The 19,788-nt window shown below is 34.6% G+C and carries 21 protein-coding genes and 3 pseudogenes; 4 read left to right on the forward strand and 20 right to left on the reverse strand.

What is annotated here, in order from left to right; all coding sequences use genetic code 11:
* Nucleotides 1-77 precede the first annotated feature (77 nt).
* The 5 genes and pseudogenes from ACZ9EE_RS32145 to ACZ9EE_RS32165 all read right to left on the reverse strand — a co-directional run.
* Nucleotides 78-251, reverse strand: a complete 174-nt coding sequence (locus ACZ9EE_RS32145) for a hypothetical protein (protein ID WP_476032734.1) — start codon at nt 249-251, stop codon at nt 78-80.
* A 216-nt stretch (nt 252-467) separates the two neighbouring features.
* On the reverse strand, nt 468-878 hold the full coding sequence (locus tag ACZ9EE_RS32150; protein WP_476032736.1) for a hypothetical protein: 411 nt from the start codon (nt 876-878) through the stop codon (nt 468-470).
* A gap of 190 nt (nt 879-1,068) precedes the next feature.
* Nucleotides 1,069-1,371 (reverse strand): hypothetical protein, encoded by a 303-nt coding sequence (locus tag ACZ9EE_RS32155; protein ID WP_476032738.1) that lies wholly within the window; start codon nt 1,369-1,371, stop codon nt 1,069-1,071.
* A gap of 179 nt (nt 1,372-1,550) precedes the next feature.
* Nucleotides 1,551-1,739: a hypothetical protein gene (locus ACZ9EE_RS32160; RefSeq protein WP_476032740.1), complete on the reverse strand. Its 189-nt coding sequence runs from the start codon at nt 1,737-1,739 to the stop codon at nt 1,551-1,553.
* Nucleotides 1,740-2,244: 505 nt separating this feature from the next.
* Nucleotides 2,245-3,448 (reverse strand): annotated as a pseudogene (locus tag ACZ9EE_RS32165) (IS110 family RNA-guided transposase); the annotation flags it as partial.
* Between the two features lie 123 nt (nt 3,449-3,571).
* Between ACZ9EE_RS32165 and istA the strand changes: the two are divergent.
* Both istA and istB read left to right on the forward strand, forming a co-directional pair.
* Nucleotides 3,572-5,131, forward strand: a complete 1,560-nt coding sequence (gene istA, locus ACZ9EE_RS32170; RefSeq protein WP_476032154.1) for an IS21 family transposase — start codon at nt 3,572-3,574, stop codon at nt 5,129-5,131.
* Nucleotides 5,128-5,892, forward strand: coding sequence for an IS21-like element helper ATPase IstB (gene istB, locus ACZ9EE_RS32175; RefSeq protein WP_476024666.1), 765 nt, complete (start codon nt 5,128-5,130; stop codon nt 5,890-5,892). Before istA ends, istB begins: the two co-directional genes overlap by 4 nt.
* Before the next feature lie 484 nt (nt 5,893-6,376).
* Here istB and ACZ9EE_RS32180 read toward each other — a convergent pair whose 3' ends face one another.
* From ACZ9EE_RS32180 to ACZ9EE_RS32205, 6 genes and pseudogenes are all read right to left on the reverse strand, one after another.
* On the reverse strand, nt 6,377-6,826 hold the full coding sequence (locus tag ACZ9EE_RS32180) for a DUF5063 domain-containing protein (RefSeq protein WP_476032742.1): 450 nt from the start codon (nt 6,824-6,826) through the stop codon (nt 6,377-6,379).
* Nucleotides 6,827-7,580: 754 nt separating this feature from the next.
* Complete coding sequence (locus tag ACZ9EE_RS32185; RefSeq protein ID WP_476032744.1) at nt 7,581-7,724, reverse strand: hypothetical protein; 144 nt, start codon at nt 7,722-7,724, stop codon at nt 7,581-7,583.
* Nucleotides 7,725-7,890: 166 nt separating this feature from the next.
* On the reverse strand, nt 7,891-8,028 hold the full coding sequence (locus ACZ9EE_RS32190) for a hypothetical protein (RefSeq protein WP_476032745.1): 138 nt from the start codon (nt 8,026-8,028) through the stop codon (nt 7,891-7,893).
* A 236-nt stretch (nt 8,029-8,264) separates the two neighbouring features.
* A pseudogene (locus tag ACZ9EE_RS32195) lies at nt 8,265-8,686 on the reverse strand (hypothetical protein).
* A 74-nt stretch (nt 8,687-8,760) separates the two neighbouring features.
* Nucleotides 8,761-9,249, reverse strand: coding sequence for a CBO0543 family protein (locus ACZ9EE_RS32200; RefSeq protein WP_476032747.1), 489 nt, complete (start codon nt 9,247-9,249; stop codon nt 8,761-8,763).
* A gap of 350 nt (nt 9,250-9,599) precedes the next feature.
* Nucleotides 9,600-9,959, reverse strand: coding sequence for a winged helix-turn-helix transcriptional regulator (locus tag ACZ9EE_RS32205; protein WP_476032749.1), 360 nt, complete (start codon nt 9,957-9,959; stop codon nt 9,600-9,602).
* Nucleotides 9,960-10,165: 206 nt separating this feature from the next.
* On the opposite strand from ACZ9EE_RS32205, the gene ACZ9EE_RS32210 reads away from it, so the two are divergent.
* Nucleotides 10,166-10,912 (forward strand): NADPH-dependent F420 reductase, encoded by a 747-nt coding sequence (locus tag ACZ9EE_RS32210; protein WP_476032751.1) that lies wholly within the window; start codon nt 10,166-10,168, stop codon nt 10,910-10,912.
* Nucleotides 10,913-11,218: 306 nt separating this feature from the next.
* On the opposite strand, the gene ACZ9EE_RS32215 is transcribed toward ACZ9EE_RS32210, so the two are convergent.
* Nucleotides 11,219-11,839 (reverse strand): DUF3885 domain-containing protein, encoded by a 621-nt coding sequence (locus tag ACZ9EE_RS32215; RefSeq protein WP_476032752.1) that lies wholly within the window; start codon nt 11,837-11,839, stop codon nt 11,219-11,221.
* A gap of 210 nt (nt 11,840-12,049) precedes the next feature.
* Nucleotides 12,050-12,319, reverse strand: a complete 270-nt coding sequence (locus tag ACZ9EE_RS32220; RefSeq protein WP_476024701.1) for a hypothetical protein — start codon at nt 12,317-12,319, stop codon at nt 12,050-12,052.
* 196 nt (nt 12,320-12,515) lie between these two features.
* On the opposite strand from ACZ9EE_RS32220, the gene ACZ9EE_RS32225 reads away from it, so the two are divergent.
* On the forward strand, nt 12,516-13,079 hold the full coding sequence (locus tag ACZ9EE_RS32225) for an AlbA family DNA-binding domain-containing protein (protein WP_476032754.1): 564 nt from the start codon (nt 12,516-12,518) through the stop codon (nt 13,077-13,079).
* 94 nt (nt 13,080-13,173) lie between these two features.
* On the opposite strand, the gene ACZ9EE_RS32230 is transcribed toward ACZ9EE_RS32225, so the two are convergent.
* From ACZ9EE_RS32230 to ACZ9EE_RS32260, 7 genes and pseudogenes are all read right to left on the reverse strand, one after another.
* Nucleotides 13,174-13,701: a nucleotidyltransferase family protein gene (locus ACZ9EE_RS32230; protein WP_476033179.1), complete on the reverse strand. Its 528-nt coding sequence runs from the start codon at nt 13,699-13,701 to the stop codon at nt 13,174-13,176.
* 150 nt (nt 13,702-13,851) lie between these two features.
* A complete protein-coding gene (locus tag ACZ9EE_RS32235; protein WP_476032756.1) occupies nt 13,852-14,547 on the reverse strand; it encodes an HAD family hydrolase in 696 nt (231 codons plus the stop codon).
* A gap of 491 nt (nt 14,548-15,038) precedes the next feature.
* Nucleotides 15,039-16,334: an IS110 family RNA-guided transposase gene (locus ACZ9EE_RS32240; protein ID WP_476032758.1), complete on the reverse strand. Its 1,296-nt coding sequence runs from the start codon at nt 16,332-16,334 to the stop codon at nt 15,039-15,041.
* Between the two features lie 233 nt (nt 16,335-16,567).
* Nucleotides 16,568-17,026, reverse strand: a complete 459-nt coding sequence (locus tag ACZ9EE_RS32245; RefSeq protein ID WP_476033180.1) for a hypothetical protein — start codon at nt 17,024-17,026, stop codon at nt 16,568-16,570.
* A gap of 5 nt (nt 17,027-17,031) precedes the next feature.
* Nucleotides 17,032-17,818, reverse strand: a pseudogene (locus ACZ9EE_RS32250) (hypothetical protein).
* A gap of 105 nt (nt 17,819-17,923) precedes the next feature.
* Complete coding sequence (locus ACZ9EE_RS32255) at nt 17,924-18,343, reverse strand: GNAT family N-acetyltransferase (RefSeq protein ID WP_476032760.1); 420 nt, start codon at nt 18,341-18,343, stop codon at nt 17,924-17,926.
* A gap of 271 nt (nt 18,344-18,614) precedes the next feature.
* Complete coding sequence (locus ACZ9EE_RS32260) at nt 18,615-19,583, reverse strand: DUF3231 family protein (protein ID WP_476032761.1); 969 nt, start codon at nt 19,581-19,583, stop codon at nt 18,615-18,617.
* Nucleotides 19,584-19,788: the final 205 nt, after the last annotated feature.

The following is a 19,788-nucleotide window of genomic DNA, read 5'->3' on the forward strand; positions in this document are numbered from 1 at the left end:
ACTTCATTTAATCACCTCAAGTTTCTCAACTCTTGCCCCCGTTAGCTGAAGAAGGCCTACGACTGATTGTAGGAATTTTAATCTTTCCAACCTTGAAAAGTGTTTCGGAAATTTTTAGAGACGGTATTATCTTTGCTAAGAAGAATCGATGATGAGTCCCAAAGAACTAATTCAACGACTGCCTTTGGATGTTGGATTTTTAACCCAAAAATTTGGATTTCCCTCAGCGTACGGTTCCACTTTAATCTCATCTAAATCAATTGTCTCGTTCTTTTCAAAAGCTGAAAATACACCCCAAATAAAATAAACCCCTTTATTTATTAGCAAATTGCATTATGAAATTATCCATTCTGTCGGAAATAAAACTTAATGCCCCTAAAGTATCAGACGAATTAAGTTCTGCGACTTCAGGAAGACCCTTTTTATATAAATTTAAAATAATACAAATAGGAGTTAACCCTTCGATTTTACCTTCTATTTGTCCAAAATAATAGGTTTGGTCTGATAAGGGAATTGAAAATATATGCACCAATTCCCCATTTTTGTTTCTTCGGTGGTTTAACAGCCAATAAAAGGTTTTTAAAGTCTTTTATTGCGTCCTTATCAATCGGAGAACTTGCTATTTCATTGATTATGATTGCTATTTCTAAAATGACATCTGGATTTCTTGTTCGTATTGATACAAGGTCGCTTTCTGAATCAAAATCCACTTTTTTAGTAATTCCGTTATCCTTCATTTTCTTTTTTATAAATTTTTCAGCTTTATAATTAGTTTCAAAATTAAAAAGTGATGCCAGGTCCTCGAAGATAATAAACTCCTTAGAATTATGGTCAGGGAAGTGAACAGTTATTTTCCCAATTGAAAGAGAGGATTCCATTTAATTTACTCCTTTTTCAAAACTCTAAGTTAATTATAAACAAGGATGGAAACTGATACTATGCCTTATGCCACTATCCTGCCCCGTGAGCACAATAAGAAAAAGCCACCATATTGGCAGCCAATCTATAACTATTGCACCCGTTGAAGTAGCCCTTTACTTCAATTACAAATAATATTAGTTCTACGCATTAAGTTTCAATTCTAATTCCTTGTTTTTCGTATATTTTTATAGCAAATTCGGGAGCATATTTTGGAGAACTCCATTTAATTTTTTCTATGAAATCTTGATTACTTTCACTGAAGTCAATCCAATCAACTGTATCTATCGCAAATACTTGATAATTTGATTGAAAAGGAGATTGACGTTTACATTTTGGGTTTGGACATCCTTTTATAGAAGTAGGCTCTATTCTCCCTGTTTCAGATTCAATAGTGTCCATATTAAGCCAATGAAAAAGTCCACAACCACAACAAAAATATTCTCTTTGCATAAAATCCTCCTTAAAATCTGAATTTCAATTTATAGGTATGATGAACTAGAAAGTATGATGTGTGGTAATTATTAACAAATATGGATTTTAAAGTTTTGTTTTAAGAAGGAATAGGAAAATAGTAATAAATGCAAAGAATGAACTGTATTCTTACAAAAGTCCCCATTTGATTGAATGGTCTAATATAAACTAACCTGCCCCGTTCGTGGAACATACAGGTCATATTTACCATCAAGATAAATATCTACATTATCTTGTAAAGTCATCGCAAAGAAGATAGTGGATAAGATTTCAATACGGGTTAATTTCTTCGGCATAAAAATAGAATAGACACTAAATATAACAGCAGAAATGATTAAGAACCACATAAAAATTAGAACACCACATCAAAGGTATTATGCCCACTGAAAATGGCAAAAACAATTAATCCATCGTACTGTTGCTAGCCTCCTCTTCCTCAACTCCCTCAGTTTGATACGATTTTCTCACGAATACTCGCTTATTCGCAGGATTTCATAACCTTTCGGTTAGGGGAAACGGTAAATTTGAATGAGTTCAGATCCTTATGGCTTCGTGAAGGCATAGTTAAATAGAGGAGTACGGCATTACTCCATATTTCACCATATGATGTACATGCTCCACGCCGCCCCTGGAGGCTCTCCCTCCCATGTCTCAACGGGTCGATTTCGCCCTATCATTCCTTTGTTATGGGGTGGAGGCCAGTTATGCTAACCTGATGGGTCGGTGCCCTTATGTTAAAGAAATCTGGTACTCCGTACATATTTGAAATCCTACGAATAAGCCAACATTCGGTAGGTTTAAGTTTATATTTTTTTCTTAAGGTGAGGACTAACCTACAATTCTGTGCGTTTATTAGGCCGACATTGGTGATAACGGTTTAAGTTTATCAGCACAATATGATTCATCCCGTCTAGAGATTCCTACAAAAATCCTAGCCAACTTGCCCACTAACTTAATAATTGATTTCATTTTCTTCAGTTTCTTCACTTTTACATTTTGAGTGTGTAAGGCTTTAAACTCTGGATCGTTTGCTACAAGACTCATGGTTGCCAAGAAGAGGAAACGCCTTAATCTTGATCTTCCCCGCTTTGAAATAACAATTTGTCCTTTCCACTTACCTGAACTGGCTTCGGCTAAGTGTAATCCCGCATGTCGAAGAAGCGAATTACCATGAGAAAAGTTACTTAAATCTCCAGCCTCACCTAATATGCCAGCTAAAGAAATTTCACTTATTCCTTTAATGGTTAGTAACTTCTTTGCGAAGGGGATTTTATTTAATGCTTCGGTTACTTGTTTTTCAACTCTCTCGATTTGAGTTACAGCTAAATCATATTCCTCTAATAGCTGCTCAAGGTGAAATTTATACGCATCAAGTGCTTGTCTGGTACCTACGGACCTCCTAGCTACTTGGAGAAGTAACATAGCCTTTTTTAATCCAGGCTGCCTTTTCATAATTGATTTCCAACCAATGATAACATCATGAGGCTGCATAGTTTCTAATTCCATTGGGGTTGGGAATAATCGAAGGGTTGCGATTGCCCCTTTAGCTTTAATATCTTTGAATACCTGTCGTAGTTCTGGGAAAACAATATCTACCCAACGATTTAATTGATTAATAGAACTGACAAGGCGTTTAACAACTACATCACGGTTAGACATAAGGACCCTAAGTTTTTCGAATGATTCCGATGTGTACCTAACTTCAGAGTAGTAACCGTTCTTTACCATATCAGCGATAACTAAGGCATCTTTTTTATCACTTTTTGATTGAGTATTATCACGATTTTCTTTATTCTTTTTTACTAAATGTGGGTTTACCGTTACTACTTCAATATCTTGATTGGAAAGCCATTTTAAAAGATTGATCCAGTAGTGTCCAGTAGGTTCCATCCCAACTATAACTTCATCTAGGTTGTTTTAATCTTTGAAGATTTTTAATCCACTTTAATAAACTAGCAAATCCTTCTTCATTATTTTTGAATGTAAGTGGATCTCCTATAACAATTCCACGGAAATTAACAGCTCGTGCTACATGTAATTGTTGAGCAATGTCCACATGTAACTGCTAGACTAAAGTGAACAGTTTGCGATGAATAATATTGAACACTTATTTACTAAAATCGTTCTCCACCTTATGATAGATTTTTATACTTCTTGATTAGGCGGAGGAATTGAAAAGGTGGATAAGTTTGAAATGTATGTAGAAATAAGAGGAATGCTAAATCAAAAATACAGTATTTCTACTATCGCTAGGAAACTAGATATATCAAGAAATACTGTTTATAAGTATATCCGTAAATCACCCGAGGAAATGGCAGAATGGACAGCATCAACAATGACTAGAAGTAAAAAGTTAGATATTCATAAGGAATTGATCCTTTTTTGGCTAAGAGAATATCCAGATTTAACTGCAGCTCAAGTACAAGACTGGCTTAAAGAAAAATATCCTGAATTCAACGTTGGAGAAAGTACAGTAAGAAGCTATGTAAGGTGTCTTCGAGAGGATTATCAAATTCCAAAAGAATCAAGCACTAGGGATTATCAGGCAGTCCCTGACCCTCCAATGGGTGAACAAATGCAAGCAGACTTTGGATTTAAAACGGTAAGGAATCAATTTGGTAAACCAGTAAAATTAGTTTTTATTGTATTTGTGTTAGCCCATTCTAGATACAAATATGTTGAATATCAAAATCGGCCTTTCACAACAAAGGATGTAATTTCGGCTCATTGGAATGCATTTAAGGAGTTTGGGGGTGTTTCAAAAGAGATTTTGTATGATCAGGATCGACTAATTGTTGTATCTGAGAATGAGGGGGATATTTTACTCACTGAAGAATTTCAACAATTTGTAAATGAAGTTAAATTTGAAGTTAAACTCTGCAGAAAGGCTGATCCAGAGAGTAAAGGAAAAGTAGAAAATGCGGTTAAGTTTATCAAGAATAACTTCATTAATAATAGAATTTTTTATAACATTGATTCCTGGAACGAGCAGTCTCAGAAATGGTTAAAAAGAACAGGTAATGGCAAAATTCATAACGGCACAAAAAGAAGACCCGCCGATGTGTTTCTCCTCGAAAAGCAACACATGCGACAGGTCAACTCTGTAAATGATATTCACAAAACTAGTATAGCAAGAAGTGTCCGAAAGGACAATACAATCCTGTATCTCTCGAACAGATACTCTGTTCCGTTAGGAACATTTCAAAAGTATCCAGAAGTACATTATTATGTGACCGATGATAATAAGATAGTAATCTACGTCCAGGATTCAGGGGAATTACTGGCAACACATTACATTAACCCTGATAAAGGAAAACTCATTCAAAATACTTCCCATAAAAGGGATAGATCAAAAGGAATAAAGGAGCTTATCGAAGTCACTAGTGAGCATTTTACAAATAAATCACAAGCTATCGATTACCTAAATGAGTTACGGAATAGGTATCCACGTTATATTCGGGACCAGCTAAGCTTAATAAAAAAGTGTATCGAACTTAGTACATTAGAATTAATAGATGATGCGTTATCACTCTGTTTGGAGAGGCAACTGTTTAGTGCGAATGACTTTCATGATGTAGTAGCCCTCTTTAAACGACAACGACAAGTGAACAGTGTGAACGTCAGCGATCAACAGGCTGATAAAGATCATAACGACATCGCTGAGTTAACACTAACAAATACTGAGGCAAATCAGCGTCCATTAGAACATTATTACACAATCATGGAGAGCACAAAATGAAGCAAATAAAAAATCTTCAGGACTCACTCATTTCACTTCGGTTGATGGAAACATCAAAGAAGCTCCCTACTCTTCTGGAAGAAGCTGAAGAGGAGCAGCTTAGTTATATAGCTTTTCTGAACAATATAGTAGAATACGAACGAAAAATGAGAGATGAGAAAAACATGGAAAAACGCTTGAAACTCGCAGCATTTCCATGTATCACTCCGTTGGAGCAATTTAATTTAGAAGAACAAGAATCCTTAAGCTTAAAGCAGTTTAATCAATTAAAAGAATTAGCATGGATTGAGCAATTATTTAATCTTATTCTATTGGGACCGCCAGGTGTGGGGAAAACACACATGGCGGTTGGATTAGGATTAGAAGCCATTAAACGAGGCTACAGGGTTTCCTTTATCACGATGGGTGACTTGGTTCATACCTTGAAAACTATGGACATAACGAGGAAGTCCCAAACTAGGATTAAGAGAATAAAAGAATCACAATTAGTCATTATTGATGATTTGATGTACGCAGCGATGGATCCAAGGGAAGCGAATCTATTTTTCCAATTGATAAATGACTTGTACAACAACTCATCGATTATATTGACTTCCAACCGTTCCCCAAAAGAATGGACCGAGCTCTTGGGTGACGTAGGTGTTGCGACAGCTATCTTGGATCGTCTTATACATCGAGCAGAAATCGTTCACTTTAATGATTCAAGTTATAGAATGAAACATCGCGAGACAATTTTTAAAGAAGAAAGTGTTCAAAATTAATAAGCAAAATTGTTCAAATGTACTTGACGCTTACACCACACCAACAACAAGATGTTTAACAGAAATTCTTTCTATTAGTTGATTTTGTTTGTTTTGCATTTTAAACTTCATAGTAGGGTTCCTCCTAAAGGTGTGAGTTAGAGTGGTGTCTATACTCATATCTTACTGAGGAGCCCTATTTTTTTCAAAGTCGAAAAATAACGTTCTACAGGAATGCTAACCTGCCACGTTAGCACAAGAAGAAAACGGGATCGCCGTAGCCAGCCCGTAAGCATCAGTTGTTTAATAACTAATCATTTTCTTTTGTGTATTCCGTATACGACTCAAAATCTCCACACCCTATGATAAGTTCGCAACTGTCAGGGTGAAGCATTACACCCAAAGACTGGACTACATATTCTTTTTCTATAGGATCAATGTGAAGTTGAGCTAATCTGCCCTGTTTGTTTAATAAGAAAAATGCCGCCCGATTCGGCAGCAAATACTACTTAGAAATAGCTGAATGCAAAGCACGTACAGCATCAACAGCATGGTTGCCCCAATGTATATCAAAGTGGAGTTTCCATTGCCAGATCGCTTGTGTCTGCTCTTTTTGTTCATACAAAAGAATACCTCTTTTAACATCTTGATAAATATCTGATATGTCATCGGACAAGCTCGCTCCTACGGGTTCTTCAAGGCTGTAAGGGTTAAAGACCTCCCAATACTGATCAAACTCATTGAATTCAATTTTCGGGATAAATATCTCCAAATCAGTGGGATTATCGTTTTCTGGCTCGATTTCAGGTAGGTATAAGGCTTTCGCATATAAATCTAATAGCGAGACAAGGAGCGTTTTCAATTTGTTTTGTGTTTCGGCGGAATTAAAATTCTCGACAAGGCTGCAATAATTAACGGCAAAACCGAAAAAGTCTTCAACGGGTTTATTTTGCATTTTATTCTCCTTAAATTTATGTCTTCCCTCTTAAATACTACGTTTTGAAGATTTTTCCTTCTTCAGAGCTATCCTGCCCGTTACTTCATTAAGAAAAGCCGCCCAAAAAGGCAGCTGGATCTTAAACTTTGCACCCGTTACATTAAGTACATTTTTTCACAATCTTTTGCATCCAACCATTCTGGTAAACCATATTCTACAAATCAAAAATTGCATTCAATACGTAAAGCAAAAGCAGTATAAAAAGACAAATGCTTATTATAGCTGTCCCTATTTTGTTATCATTTTGAGCTTCTCTATTCTGTTGTTTTATCTTTCTATATATGCCTTGAACCTTGTTTTTTTTTGGTTATTATATTGACGGTCTTTGCCCACTGATTTCTCTCCCCTTAGAAAAGCTCTGATAATTTATTCACCTCTAGAATCATACTTAGATAAAATTTTTAAAATTGATTTATTTATATTATTTAGTAAATGCAATCCTCTAAAAATGCTACCAACAATAATTCCAAAGGCAATAACTCCACCGACCTGTGGGGGACCTATCATAAGTAATATGAACCCTAAAATTGCACTTAAAAGAATAGATAGAAACAAATACATAATTATCCTCTACTTTCACGACATTTATATTAGTTAATATTTCTTTTACAATTATGGAAATTCCTTCTTCACTTAAATTGCTTCGTTAGCGGAACAAGAAAAGCGACCGTTCTTATTGAATAATCGCCCTCGGTAGATGAAGAAGGAAATATTAATTTTTATTATTATTTGCTATTTCTTCACGTAATTTTTTTATTTCTTCTGTTTGGTTCAAGATATTATTATTCACTTTTCTTAAGGCATCATATAACGCAAAAATACCAGCAAATATTAAAAAACCAACTAGTAAATCCATTCCCACACCTTCTTCATTTAATATATTAAATTAATAATAATCCAATTTGGATATTTTTGTAATACTAAATTGGTCTTAATTAACCTAACCTTCCCCTTTAGTTGAACAACAAAAAAGAGCTGCCGCCGCAACTCTTTCTCAAGCCTCGTTAGAAGTAAGACATCTCTTAGTGATTTCCTGACACAATAACTAAATCGTGCAACAATTTGACCACTTTGCCCATTTTCCAAGTAATTATTACTAAGCTGATTGCTATTATTGCTAAACTTCCTACCTTGATAACTTCTAATTGGTCTTTATTCACAATATTGAACCCCCATATGTTTGCTCTAGGGATTCATATTCTGCAACGCTCATAACAAATCCTTCTTCAAGTAACCTACTCGTTAGCGGAACAAGCAAAACGATTGCTCTTATTGAACAATCGCACCCTTTAGTTTAAGTACATTATTTCACAATCTTTTACTTTCATAATAAAAAAGGGTTGCCGTAGCAACCATAAGTGATTCCAAAAAGACCTGCCGTTTTGTCCTTTTGATACTAGGAGGGTCTGCCACTAAAATTAGCTTTAGAAGAAATTTTCATTAAAATATGACGAGTAATAAATCCAACTCCTAATCCAGGAATCAAAGATAACATTGGAAGCCAAATAGGACCAAATGATATACCAAAAATTATGTTTGCGAGTACATAAGACCTATTGTGACAAAATACGCTCCAAAAGCAAATGGAACAAATGATAAGCGAGGATTTTCCCCTTTCGCAAATTTATAGGCATCATACATAGCAAACATATAAACACAAGGATAAAACATAAGCCATTGGTGTTCCACCACTGCTGCAGCTTCTTTTATTTTCCCAAGAAAACTAAACATGATAGCTTGGTTAAACAAACTGTTCACATTAATAGTGAATTCTAAAATGATAAATAAAATTCCTTTAATAAGGTGACCATTTAACAGTTGACCAAAGCCTGGAAAAGCAACACTTCAGAGAATTGCTTCTAACTTATACGTTTTCTTCATAGTATCAACCTTTAAGATTCGGTTATATCTTGCTTACCTTTTAACTTATCTAATATTTTTAATAAGCCAACGAACCCTCTAATCGTAAACAAAGTGGTATTAACACTGGCAAATGTATGGAAAGGTGACCATTTTCTCCACTTAAATAAATTGGTGTTCTTTTCCATAAACCATTGCCCAACACTCATTGGAATACTAAAAATCAAACTCTTTAATAAAATTTTACCAAAATTATCATTATACGAGATTTTCACCCATATAACACTTAAAATTGGGTAAAATAATATGTCATAAATTATATTCGTTTTAAAAATTTTCGGAAAAGGACGAACTGGATATTCAAGTTTTTGTTTTCCAACAACATAAGCATCAAATAGAGTAGCAATAACACCCTTTGAGAAAAAAATCAAAAGATTTTCTCTCATTTTTGGTCCCTTGAATAAAAATGGAAAAGAAGCAATACATACTGCTAGTAGGAAGTTTAACAATTTTTTCTCCACTTATTAACATCCTCTCATTTGCTGTAACACGATATCCTTAAATTACCCAAAACTTATCTTTAATACCTGTAGCTTTTAGTAATTTTTTATACGAAAACTAACAAAACGGTCCTATGGATTAATGCTTTCACTTATTCACCTATCCTGCCTCTTAGTTCAACAAGAAAGAGCTGCCTCAATGACAGCTCCGATCGAAAACTCAAGCACCCGTTACTTTAAGTACATTGCTTCACAAACTTTTATCGTTAAAGAAAAAGCTGCCGTTAGAACGATTTCTCCTCCCACAACTTTTACTTTATTCACCATTTAATTTTTGAATTTTAGGGAAAACGATGGATGTGTTCGCTTGGTTAGTCTACTTGCTCCCCAAACTTCTTCCCGAACTCTTCCATCAAATCAATAATAGGAATGAATTCTTTTCCTTTTGAGGTTAATGAATACTCCACACGAGGAGGAACCTCTGGATAAACTTTGCGATTAATTAAGCCATCTCTTTCTAGTTCTCGAAGTTGCTTTGTAAGAGAACCTTGTGAAATATCCCATAAAAAAGCTTTGATTTCACTATAACGATGCTCTTTGGACTTTAAAAACCAAAGAATGAGATATTTCCAACGTCCAGAGAGTATGTTTTGGGTATAGGCAATGCCATATACTTCTCTTTGTTCCTTTATACATTCTTTCTCAAATCCATCCTTACATATTCTAGACACCTTTTCACCTGCTTTCTACTGTTAAGTACAAAAAAATGTACTACGTCAATTTTTATTGCCTACTTTAAAAAGATGAGAAATGATTTTATTCTAGTATATGTAATAGAAATACTCAATACGTTTTTAATGTTTACGGTTTGATAAATATGTGATTGTGTAACTTAAAGCAGAATAATTCTTTTATAAATTCTTTAGGAGGAACAATAATGAGATTTGGAATTATAGGTGCAGGACCAATTGGGTCAATTATTTCTAAAAAATTAGTTAAGATTGGATATGATGTCAAAATTGCAGATGCACGAGGAATTGAACGTTTGGAAGGAAAAGAGTTTGCTGGAACACCTGTGCGTGTAGAGGATGTAATTAAAAATATTGAAGTTCTTATAATATCTCTCCCAATAAAAGCAATGCCAAGCATTCGGGACATTATCAATCAAGTCGGGGAGGAAGTAATCATTGTAGATACTTCAAATTATTATCCATTTAGAGACGGCAAAATTGAAGAAATCGAGAAGGGGATGGTTGAAAGTGTTTGGGTTTATAATCAATTAGGCAGACCTATCATTAAAGCTTTCAACAATTTATTAGCCTATACTTTAGTAAATGAAGGAACATCCCAAGATTCTAATGGACGAATTGCGATGGCAGTTGCTGGTAATGGTCAATCACAAAAACAAGTAGTCATGGACGTAGTAAACGAGCTAGGCTTCGACGCAGTAGATAGTGGTTCTTTAAGTGACTCTTGGAGACAACAGCCAGGAACTCCTGCTTACTGCACAGAGCTAACAAAAGATGAACTAATGATAGCGTTGAAAAAGGCAAATAAAGAAAAAGCACCATTACAACGGGATAAGGTGATGGAAAGGTTTGCAGAGCTCCTTGCAGAAAAAAAAGAAGTTGAATTTTCACATAAGGATATTGTGAATTTAAACAGAGAAATATACAATTCATAAAACAAGTGGTGCACTCAGTTAGAGTGCACCTTATGTATATCCATATATCCTCATAAAGTTGCGAAGAAACATGTTCGCCTCTTTCCTTTTTACCGCAAAACAATCCAGAATATTATTGATAGTTCTGAGAACTACAAAAAGCCTTTCCAGTCCGAACTCAATTTTTTTCAAAACTGAAATCTAAATATGATTGTGTTTAAAATCCCTCTTACATTAACCTCCCAGTTTGTTCAATAAGAAAAGAGCTGCCTCCGCAACTCCTAGTTGAGCTCTCGCACCCGTTAGCGGAGGAAAAACTAAATTCTTTTATATAAATACCTTGTCTATTTCATTCCTATCATAATCCAAAATCCAATCGTTGTATCCTTCATAAATATTTCTAATTGATTCGGGCGATGTCGCTAATAAATCACAACCTCTGTCATCGTAAACGTGTAAGATAGTTTTCTTATTGATATTAATGAAGTAAACTCTATGGAAAATACTCGGTTTCAACCCCAAGTCTTGATTGCAAATTGCTTTTAATAATGGGACGTATTTAAAATCAGATGTTTTGCAGCATAGAGAAAATCTATGAGTTTTATATGTACCTTCATCATCATCCTCTGGGAATATATAAGGTATTGCTTGGTGTTTCAGCCTTAACAATAATGATCTTTCAAAATAGCGAGAAAAGTTCTTTAACTGATGTCTAATATTTTTGCCCCTATCAAAATCATTTACGTCCATTACGACAAAAATATCATCCATAGGAGAATGTAAAGCTTCAAATAAAGTAATTGCCCCTTTATAACATCCCAGTATATAAGGGTTGTTGGGGTAGTCATATTCCCTTTTCCACTCCACCCCTAGTTCAAACCGTATACCAATTTCCCAACAATAAAACAAGGGTGGTCTAAGTTCTAAGTTTGGAAAATTCTCATTCATAAAATTGTTTAAAAGAATTTTGCACCTCTTTTCTTACCATCATTATATCATCGCTCTTGAACTATCCTGCTAGTTAGTGCAATAAGAAAAGGGCTCGCCGTAGCCATCCCAATCTTAAACTGTTGCTTTCCATTAGATGAAGAAGATTAAACTAAATTTATCATTTAATGAATTACAAACTTCCATAATTTGAACTATGCAATGAGTGCTTTATTTTGCTGTGGAAGAGACAGGAGTTTGTTGTTTTTCCCATTCAGTTGGTCCTTCACTTGGAGGCAGATATTTTCTCCAAGATTCTCCACTTTGTTTATCAAACAAAATGATGTTGTTTTGGCTTGATATTATTTCATATCTATATTGGTCATTCTGATTAACTATTTCTTTTTGTTTTGATTTTAACGATTGTGAAATAATCCAAGAACTTAAAACAATACATAGACCCAAAAAGATAACGGAAAACGACATTATGTTTTTATTCATAAGTACCCCCTTATTTTTCCATTCATTGTGCTAATTCCACATCATCAACAATAATTCCTTCTTTCACTAACCTGCCCAGTTAGTGCAATAAGCGTCACTTTACAAATATGAATAAATATTAGTATGTATACAGTTTTACCCTAAGTAATGATTCATAAAGATTAATAAACATACTGCCAAAACATACATAAGTTAATTGCCAGAAACAGGATTTTCTCGAATTAAGAAGATGATAGACGAACAGCAAGAAGAAAATGTATTTCTTGATATTAAGTTAAAAACTAACCCAGCATCTTCTAATTTATTGAAAGATGATAAAAAAAATTACGCAAAAGCTTTATCTGGTTTTTCTAACACCTCAGGAGGAGTTATCATTTGGGGCGTGGATTGTCGTAAAAACGAAGAGGGTGTTGATGGAGCATCAGAAATGGTACCTATTGTACAACCAAAAGCATTTTTAGGGAATTTAAATAGCTTAATAAGTGATGCACATACTCCTATAAATAATGGAATTAGAAACATATTAATATCCATGCCTAATGATTCTGACAAAGGATTTATTGTTACATACGTTCCAGAAAGTAGCCTTCCACCGCATAGAGCTTATTATTTTAACATTTTTAGTTCAACTAAACTCCCACTAGTGGAACAAGAAAAAGGGCTGCCGCTGCAACCCGATTTTTCAACGAAAGCCCCCGTTAGCTTAAGTATATTTCTTCACAATCTCGCTTATTTCTTTATTCGCATAAAAAGAAAATAAGCTACCATTAGTAATCCAATTATTATAGCTGGAGTTGCATTCAAGATAAATACCTCCATATTTCAAATGGTTTTTGAGTAAACCATCCGATAGCTTAATGAGAATTATTGATATGATACACTTTTAAATTACTCCAAATGGATTCCCAATTCTTTTTTGCAATGCGGTTTTCGTAAATCTCTTTTCGTTCTTTAGTCATTGTAAAAAAATGAGTTGGCTTTACCTCAAGATTAACAACATCACTAATTCCACAAGGGGCTGTTAATATCACATTATTTTTTTCATCCAATTTTACTCCTAAAGCTGTTGCAGTTTCTGGAAACTTAGAAATTGCATCAACGGAAGAAGAATAAGGAGGCAAATTACTTTTAATGTGCATTCTTGCTTCATTCTTTACGGACCAAGGAATGAAAGGCATAAAGGTTTTAAGCATTTCCTCAAGTTTCTTTTCTTCTAATTCATCAATATTAGTAGGGTCAAAAAAAATTACATCTATATCTGGGATTGGAGTTCTTTCATTGAAATTATGTAAAGTATCCCAAATTTTTGAACGAACAAACCCAGCACAAACCCACCAATCAGGCAGATTCAGTGATTTTGCTGATTTTAAAATGTCCATCATCCATTTATCTTCTGTAATTTTCTCAATAATTTTTTCCTCATTAATCACTTAAAATTACTCCTCAAAAAAATGTACTTCATAAATTATTCTTTAAGAGTGCCCAGTTAGTGGAACAAAAAAATTGGCTTTCGCAGCAACCCCTGGTTCTATTCAAGTACCCGTCAGCTTAGATACTTTATTATTTTTACTTAAATTAGAAATAATTAAAGGCAATTGTCCTAAATCATCTAAGATTAATTCTGTTGTGAAATTGTTCCAATGAATATCTTTTTTCCAAATTCCTTGGATTCCTACATTTTCAGCAGCTTTCACATCATTTTCAGGATGGTCGCCAACATAAACACTTTGATCGGGCGAAACATCGAGTTGCTTCAAAGCTCGCAAAAAGATATTGGGGTCAGGTTTTTTTAGTCCTTCCCATTCCGAAACTAGGATAGTTTGAAAATACTTTTCAATACCTAAAGCCTTTATATTATCCATTTGAAATTGTCCGATTCCATTTGTAATCATCCCCAGGTTCAATTTGTTATTCCTTAATTCGTCTAACATTTCAAAAAGGTTTGGAAAGGGGATGCAATTATTCTTAAACTGGCTTATATAATCTTGAAGTAAGTCCTCCCAAGTTACCCCTGTAATTTCAAGTTCCTCAGTTAGTTGTTGATATACTTTATCTTTCCAAACGTAACCACGGTGATCGAGTTCTATAAATCGTGTAATGTATTGCTTTTTTGGTATATGATTTACCCACTTATTTAATCTTACAAATTGGTTATCAATAAATTTCTTTACCGATTCGTCTCTATTTAACAAAGTGCCATCTAAATCAAATATTACAGCCTTAATCATAATCTACACCATTCCCCAAATGCGGTTTTTACATTTATTCTATACCAATGATCAATATACCTTCTTCAGTTAACCTCCCTCAATAAAGAAAGCAATATCTCCCGATTTCTCCGTTTTTTTTAGATTTTCATAGTAGTTTACCTTACGGTAAATGCTTTATAGTTGGGGAATTATCACATGAAAGGATAAAATTGGACTTATGGAGAAAAAAGACTCATAGTTTACTAACCAATCACTTACAGAAATTGGGTGATGAGTAAAAATATGATCGCACTGGTGGATGTCCACATTTCTCATGGAGGTCAACCCTCCCATGCCTCACAGAGTCCTCGCTCTCAAATTCCTTCGTCCAACCTTTCCATGAGGTGGATGTCAGCCATGCTGCCCCACAGGGTCTTTGCCCGTAATTTAGTTGCTTTGCCGACTAATCCGTGCTTCAAATGTCCCCAAAACCATAAAACAACAACTACTATTTATCTAATCAAAAAAAATCAAGCGGCGATTTCTTTCTTCTTTGAAACTGACAAATGAGGGATGTCCTTTAACATCTTTTCTTCACTAAATTCAAATTGCTTTTTAGCCATGCTAAAGAAAATACGGATCAGTTTATTACATAAAGCAATTAGAGACTGCATTTTCTTTAATGGATTATCTGGACGTTGAGTATAGTATGCATGTAATGCCTTAAATGCTGAATTTTTGGCAACGAGTATCATACAAACCCTGAATAACAGAGCCCGGAGCTTTTTGCGTCCCCTCTTTGTGATGGTCGTTTTTCCTTTGTGCTTACCAGAGGTATTTTCTTTTAAACTTAAGCCAGCCAGCTTAATAATTTGTCTGGGATGAGTATATTCACGAAGATCACCAACTTCCGCAAAGAAGCCGGCAACTGTATCCCTTCCCACACCTTTTATGGCTAACATTTGTGGTACACCTGGTATTTCATCAAGTAAACAATCTATTTTTGCATCCAATTCTTCGAATTTTAACTGGATTAATTCATATTTAGCTAGAAGCGTTTTTAGCTCCAATTTAGCCATTTCGGAGCCTTGTCGAAGTCCGATGGACTTACTGGCTGCTTGCTTTAACTCCCGAATCTTATTAATTCCCACACTCCGGGTTACGGATTTTCTTAGATGGGAGAGCAGTTCATGTTCAGTGAAATTTACTATTTCATGCGGTAAGGCATAGAGCTTTAAGAATTGTAAAGCTGCCTTGCCTTCCCACTTCTTAAAGACCGTTAGAAATTCTGGAAAGTACCGGTCAATCCAGTTGTGAACCTGGCCTTGGACCGTTTGAAGATCCTCTGTTAAAAGATCGCGTATTTTCTTTGCCACCCGTAGTTCTGCATAAACTCCCTGTGGTATCGTAGGTTCGGCATACCTTCCGTCTTTGACCAGCTGGGCAATGACTTTAGCGTCTTTCACATCAATCTTAGTAGGTGAGTTATCATCTAGTTCCTTGCTTTTCTTCACGTGCAAGGGGTTTACTGCCACAAATTTAATCTCATTTTCTTTTAAAATATGAGCCAGGTTAAACCAATAGTGACCGGTTGGTTCCATTCCAACCACTACTTTATCCATGCTTTGTTCTTTCTTAATTTCCGAAATCCATTTAAGAAAATTCTCGAATCCCTCTTTTTTATTTTCAAAATAACAAGGTGATCCAAACTCTATTCCTCTAAAATCCTGGGCACGTGCCACATGCTTAAATTTTGCAATATCCACCCCTATAATCAGGGTTTGAGAAGTAATTTGAGCAATCTTCTTATTTTGGTTATAATTCATTTTAAATCCTCCTGGTATTTGAGTGTTGTCCTTTTCGCTGGGGAGCTTTAGGACACTCTTATTCTACCAAGAGGTTATTTTTTTGTTCAAACTTCATTTTCACTCATTACAGGAATGCTGCCCCGTTACTTGAATATAAAAAGCATTACCGATGTTCCAGTAATGCAGCCAGTTACTTTAAGTATAATTCTTCACAAACTTTGGTTTTGTACGTGTTCAATAAATATAATTCATCATTTTACTTTTGCTACACCAATTGCAAAATGGCTCCAAAGTATATTCTCAATTAATTCAGCTTGTGATTCTTCACAATCTACAATTAAGATTACTTCCGAATGTTTGCCTTTTAGAACTCTTTTATTTTTCTTTACCACCAATTCCATGACAAGCCGTATAGCGAAGCCAAGAACAAATCCAACAAATGCACCTATTAGTCCCCAATATATTGGACCCCAAGCTAATTTAAATCCTATACTTGCTCCAATAACTGAAAATGCTGTTGCCAGCCCGAAACCAATATCGATAAAGCTTGTACCGTCTGATCGATGCAGGGTATCGAAAATTTTACGGTCTTCTTTTCTATTATCCAGAGGAATAGCAAATATGCTTTCTTTTTTAATCCCTTTCTTTTCTAACGTTGAAATTGCCATTTCTAAAAATTCAGTAGTTTCAAATGTTGAAAAAAGCTGCAAATGTATCATTTCACTTTTTGTCCTTTTAGTATTTTGAATCCCTCAGATTGATAATTCTCAGTTAAATGATTCCTTAACTCTTTTTCGAAGAGTTTGTTATTCTCAACCGTATTTATATAAGAATCATAAATAGCAAACCCATAGTGTGAAGGCATAAAAAGGAACCATTCAGGTTTTAAAATCGAGGTTGCTTCCTTTACTTTGCCGAAAAACAAAAGTACAACAGCTTCTTGAGCATGAGAATAATAATAAAATACAACTAACCATATGATGGTAAATACAGCAGTTAAAATCCTATGAATATAGAGCTGTCCTAGCCCAGGGATAAAAAATGACCACATAATAGAAAGGAACGGATTTCGCTTATCGAGGTAGTTAATCTCTAACGATCCTATTGAAAATGAAAAAACGATGTTCCTCTCGCTCGGCTAAAAGATACACCTTGTTCAAATCTACTGTTGTCCGATAGCTGTCCCATATACCAAAAAGGTAAACAGGAATGTACATAAGAAGCCATCTTGTATCTAATACCTCTTTTGCCATGTCTATATTCCCTTGAAAGGAAAAGATCATTGAAGCATTAACATGTGCTTTAACATTAACGATTACTTCCCAAATAAATAAGGCATATCCTCTAAGGTATTTTGATAAAAGCAAATGCCCGAATCCAGGGAACGCTGCAGACCACCAGGCAATAATATAAGGATTTCTTAAATGCAGTTGAGTTGTTCCTAAAATACTAACATGGGCTTTATATCTTCTAGCGGTGTTGTCATTTGTATAGTTGTTCATTCTATCCACCTTCAGGAATTCTTTATAATAGATTTCCAAAAATAGGCTACATTTATGCTTAACCTCGTTAAGCTATCCTGCTCGTTATTACAACAAGAAAAATGGTTATTCTAAATACTCACAGGCTAGATTAGGGTTTAAGTACCTAGCCATTCCTGTTTTAATTCTCTTTAATCCAAGTTTCTTATAAAAGTCCTCATTTCCAGAGGTAGAAATTAAATGGACGCACGATATATTACTTAGTTTTTCGAGTAAATACTCCATAATCTGTCTCGCTATCCCTTGTTTTTGAAATTCTGGATGTACAATAACGTCATAAATTGCAGCATTAAAAACACCATCTGTCATCGCCCTGCCAAAACCAATAATCCGACCATTTACTGTGACCAATGCTACAACATTACTTGCTTCGAAAACTTGCCTGATAATCTCTTTTGTATGCTTAGTCCAACCGACAGAAGTATAAATTTCCTTCATTTCATCAAGATTCACTTTTGAAAAATCACTATGTATTCTTAAATCCATAAAACCCCTCCCTACAATCCTATAAGTATTTCTCCGTTATTGTTGATTGCACCTTCTTTAAGTATCCTGCACTCGTTACTTCAAAAAGAAAAAGCCGCCAAAAATAGCAGCTAGATGTTGAACTCTTGCACCCGGTAGTTTAAGTACAATACTTCACAATATTCCTTAAGTGAAAAACAAAACCCATTGTGGAAACTGAGTTTAAAATAATTCAATTTGATTTGCAGTAAACTGAATTTTGTTCGCTAAATTCCAGCATTCATTTTTAACCTTATTTAGTCATTTTTTTTACCATTGGCGGTTGATCAAGCATTTTGTACTTTATAAGTAAATTGCCCGTGTCCTCCGCAAAGATCAGAATCTCGCCCAACATTTTTAAAAAGGAAATACCTAGATCTTTACGAAGAGTTGCCGAAGCAGACACTCCAAAACGTCCTCCTGCTGCTCCTGCAATCAAAGACACCTTAAATAACATTAACCGATCAGAGAATGGTGCATTACCTTCCGTATCCACTTCGAATTCCCAGGTTGGCAAGTGTGGTATTTCATCTTTTTCCAACTTTTCTTGAATCGTCTTTAAATGTTTCGTACATATTTTCTTACCTCGTTCAAAGTGTTCCTTTAGTTCAACTGTATTTGTCTGACAAAAAGAACGAAGTAACTCACGAAATACTTCTGTTGACAAATAATTATTCGTCAGTTGATAAACTTCAGGAGCACTCAATGGACGGTTTTCATGAAAAAACCCTAGAAAAGATTGTTTATTTACTTTTTCAACCGTTTCTTCATTAGGAATATGGATTAAAGGTTTGTGCATTCCCATTTTGATATAAAGTTCATTTAACATATCCATCAATTCTATTGTCCCGTTTAATAGCTTTTTGTAAAATGCCTTAACCTCTGGATTAATAGCAGTTGTATAACAAAGGTTATATAAATTCAATGCATCCAGTCCTATCTTATATTTAAGGAGGACAACATAATTGTCTGACCAGTATTTTGAATCAGTTCGTAATATATCTTTTTCGGTAAAGGGTTCTGGCAGTGCCCTATTGTCACTCCTCAAAAAATACTCTGCCCCTTTTACCTCTTCATCCGCAATTTTAAATCCCAATTCAAGCATCTTTCGCATATCATCGCTTTCTGCTTTTTTTAGTAAATCTGCAGTTATCACGGATGCCATAGTATTCGTTAAATAAGATGTCAATAAATTCGAAATTTCAGAAGCATTTAACTTCATTTCCACACTACCTTTAATGATCTTATTATGTATAAATATTTTTCCCCAGTAGAACCATTAAATTTCTCCTGTTTTATTAATAAAATTATTCCCATTAATTTGTAAATAAATTTATTCATCATAAAGGAGGCGTTATTTTTTGATTTTAACATTCTATCCATGGTAATTCTTGCTAAACTAGACTGCGAGTTAGGTAAATAACTTT

Source organism: Bacillus sp. URHA0034 (genome assembly GCF_056280405.1).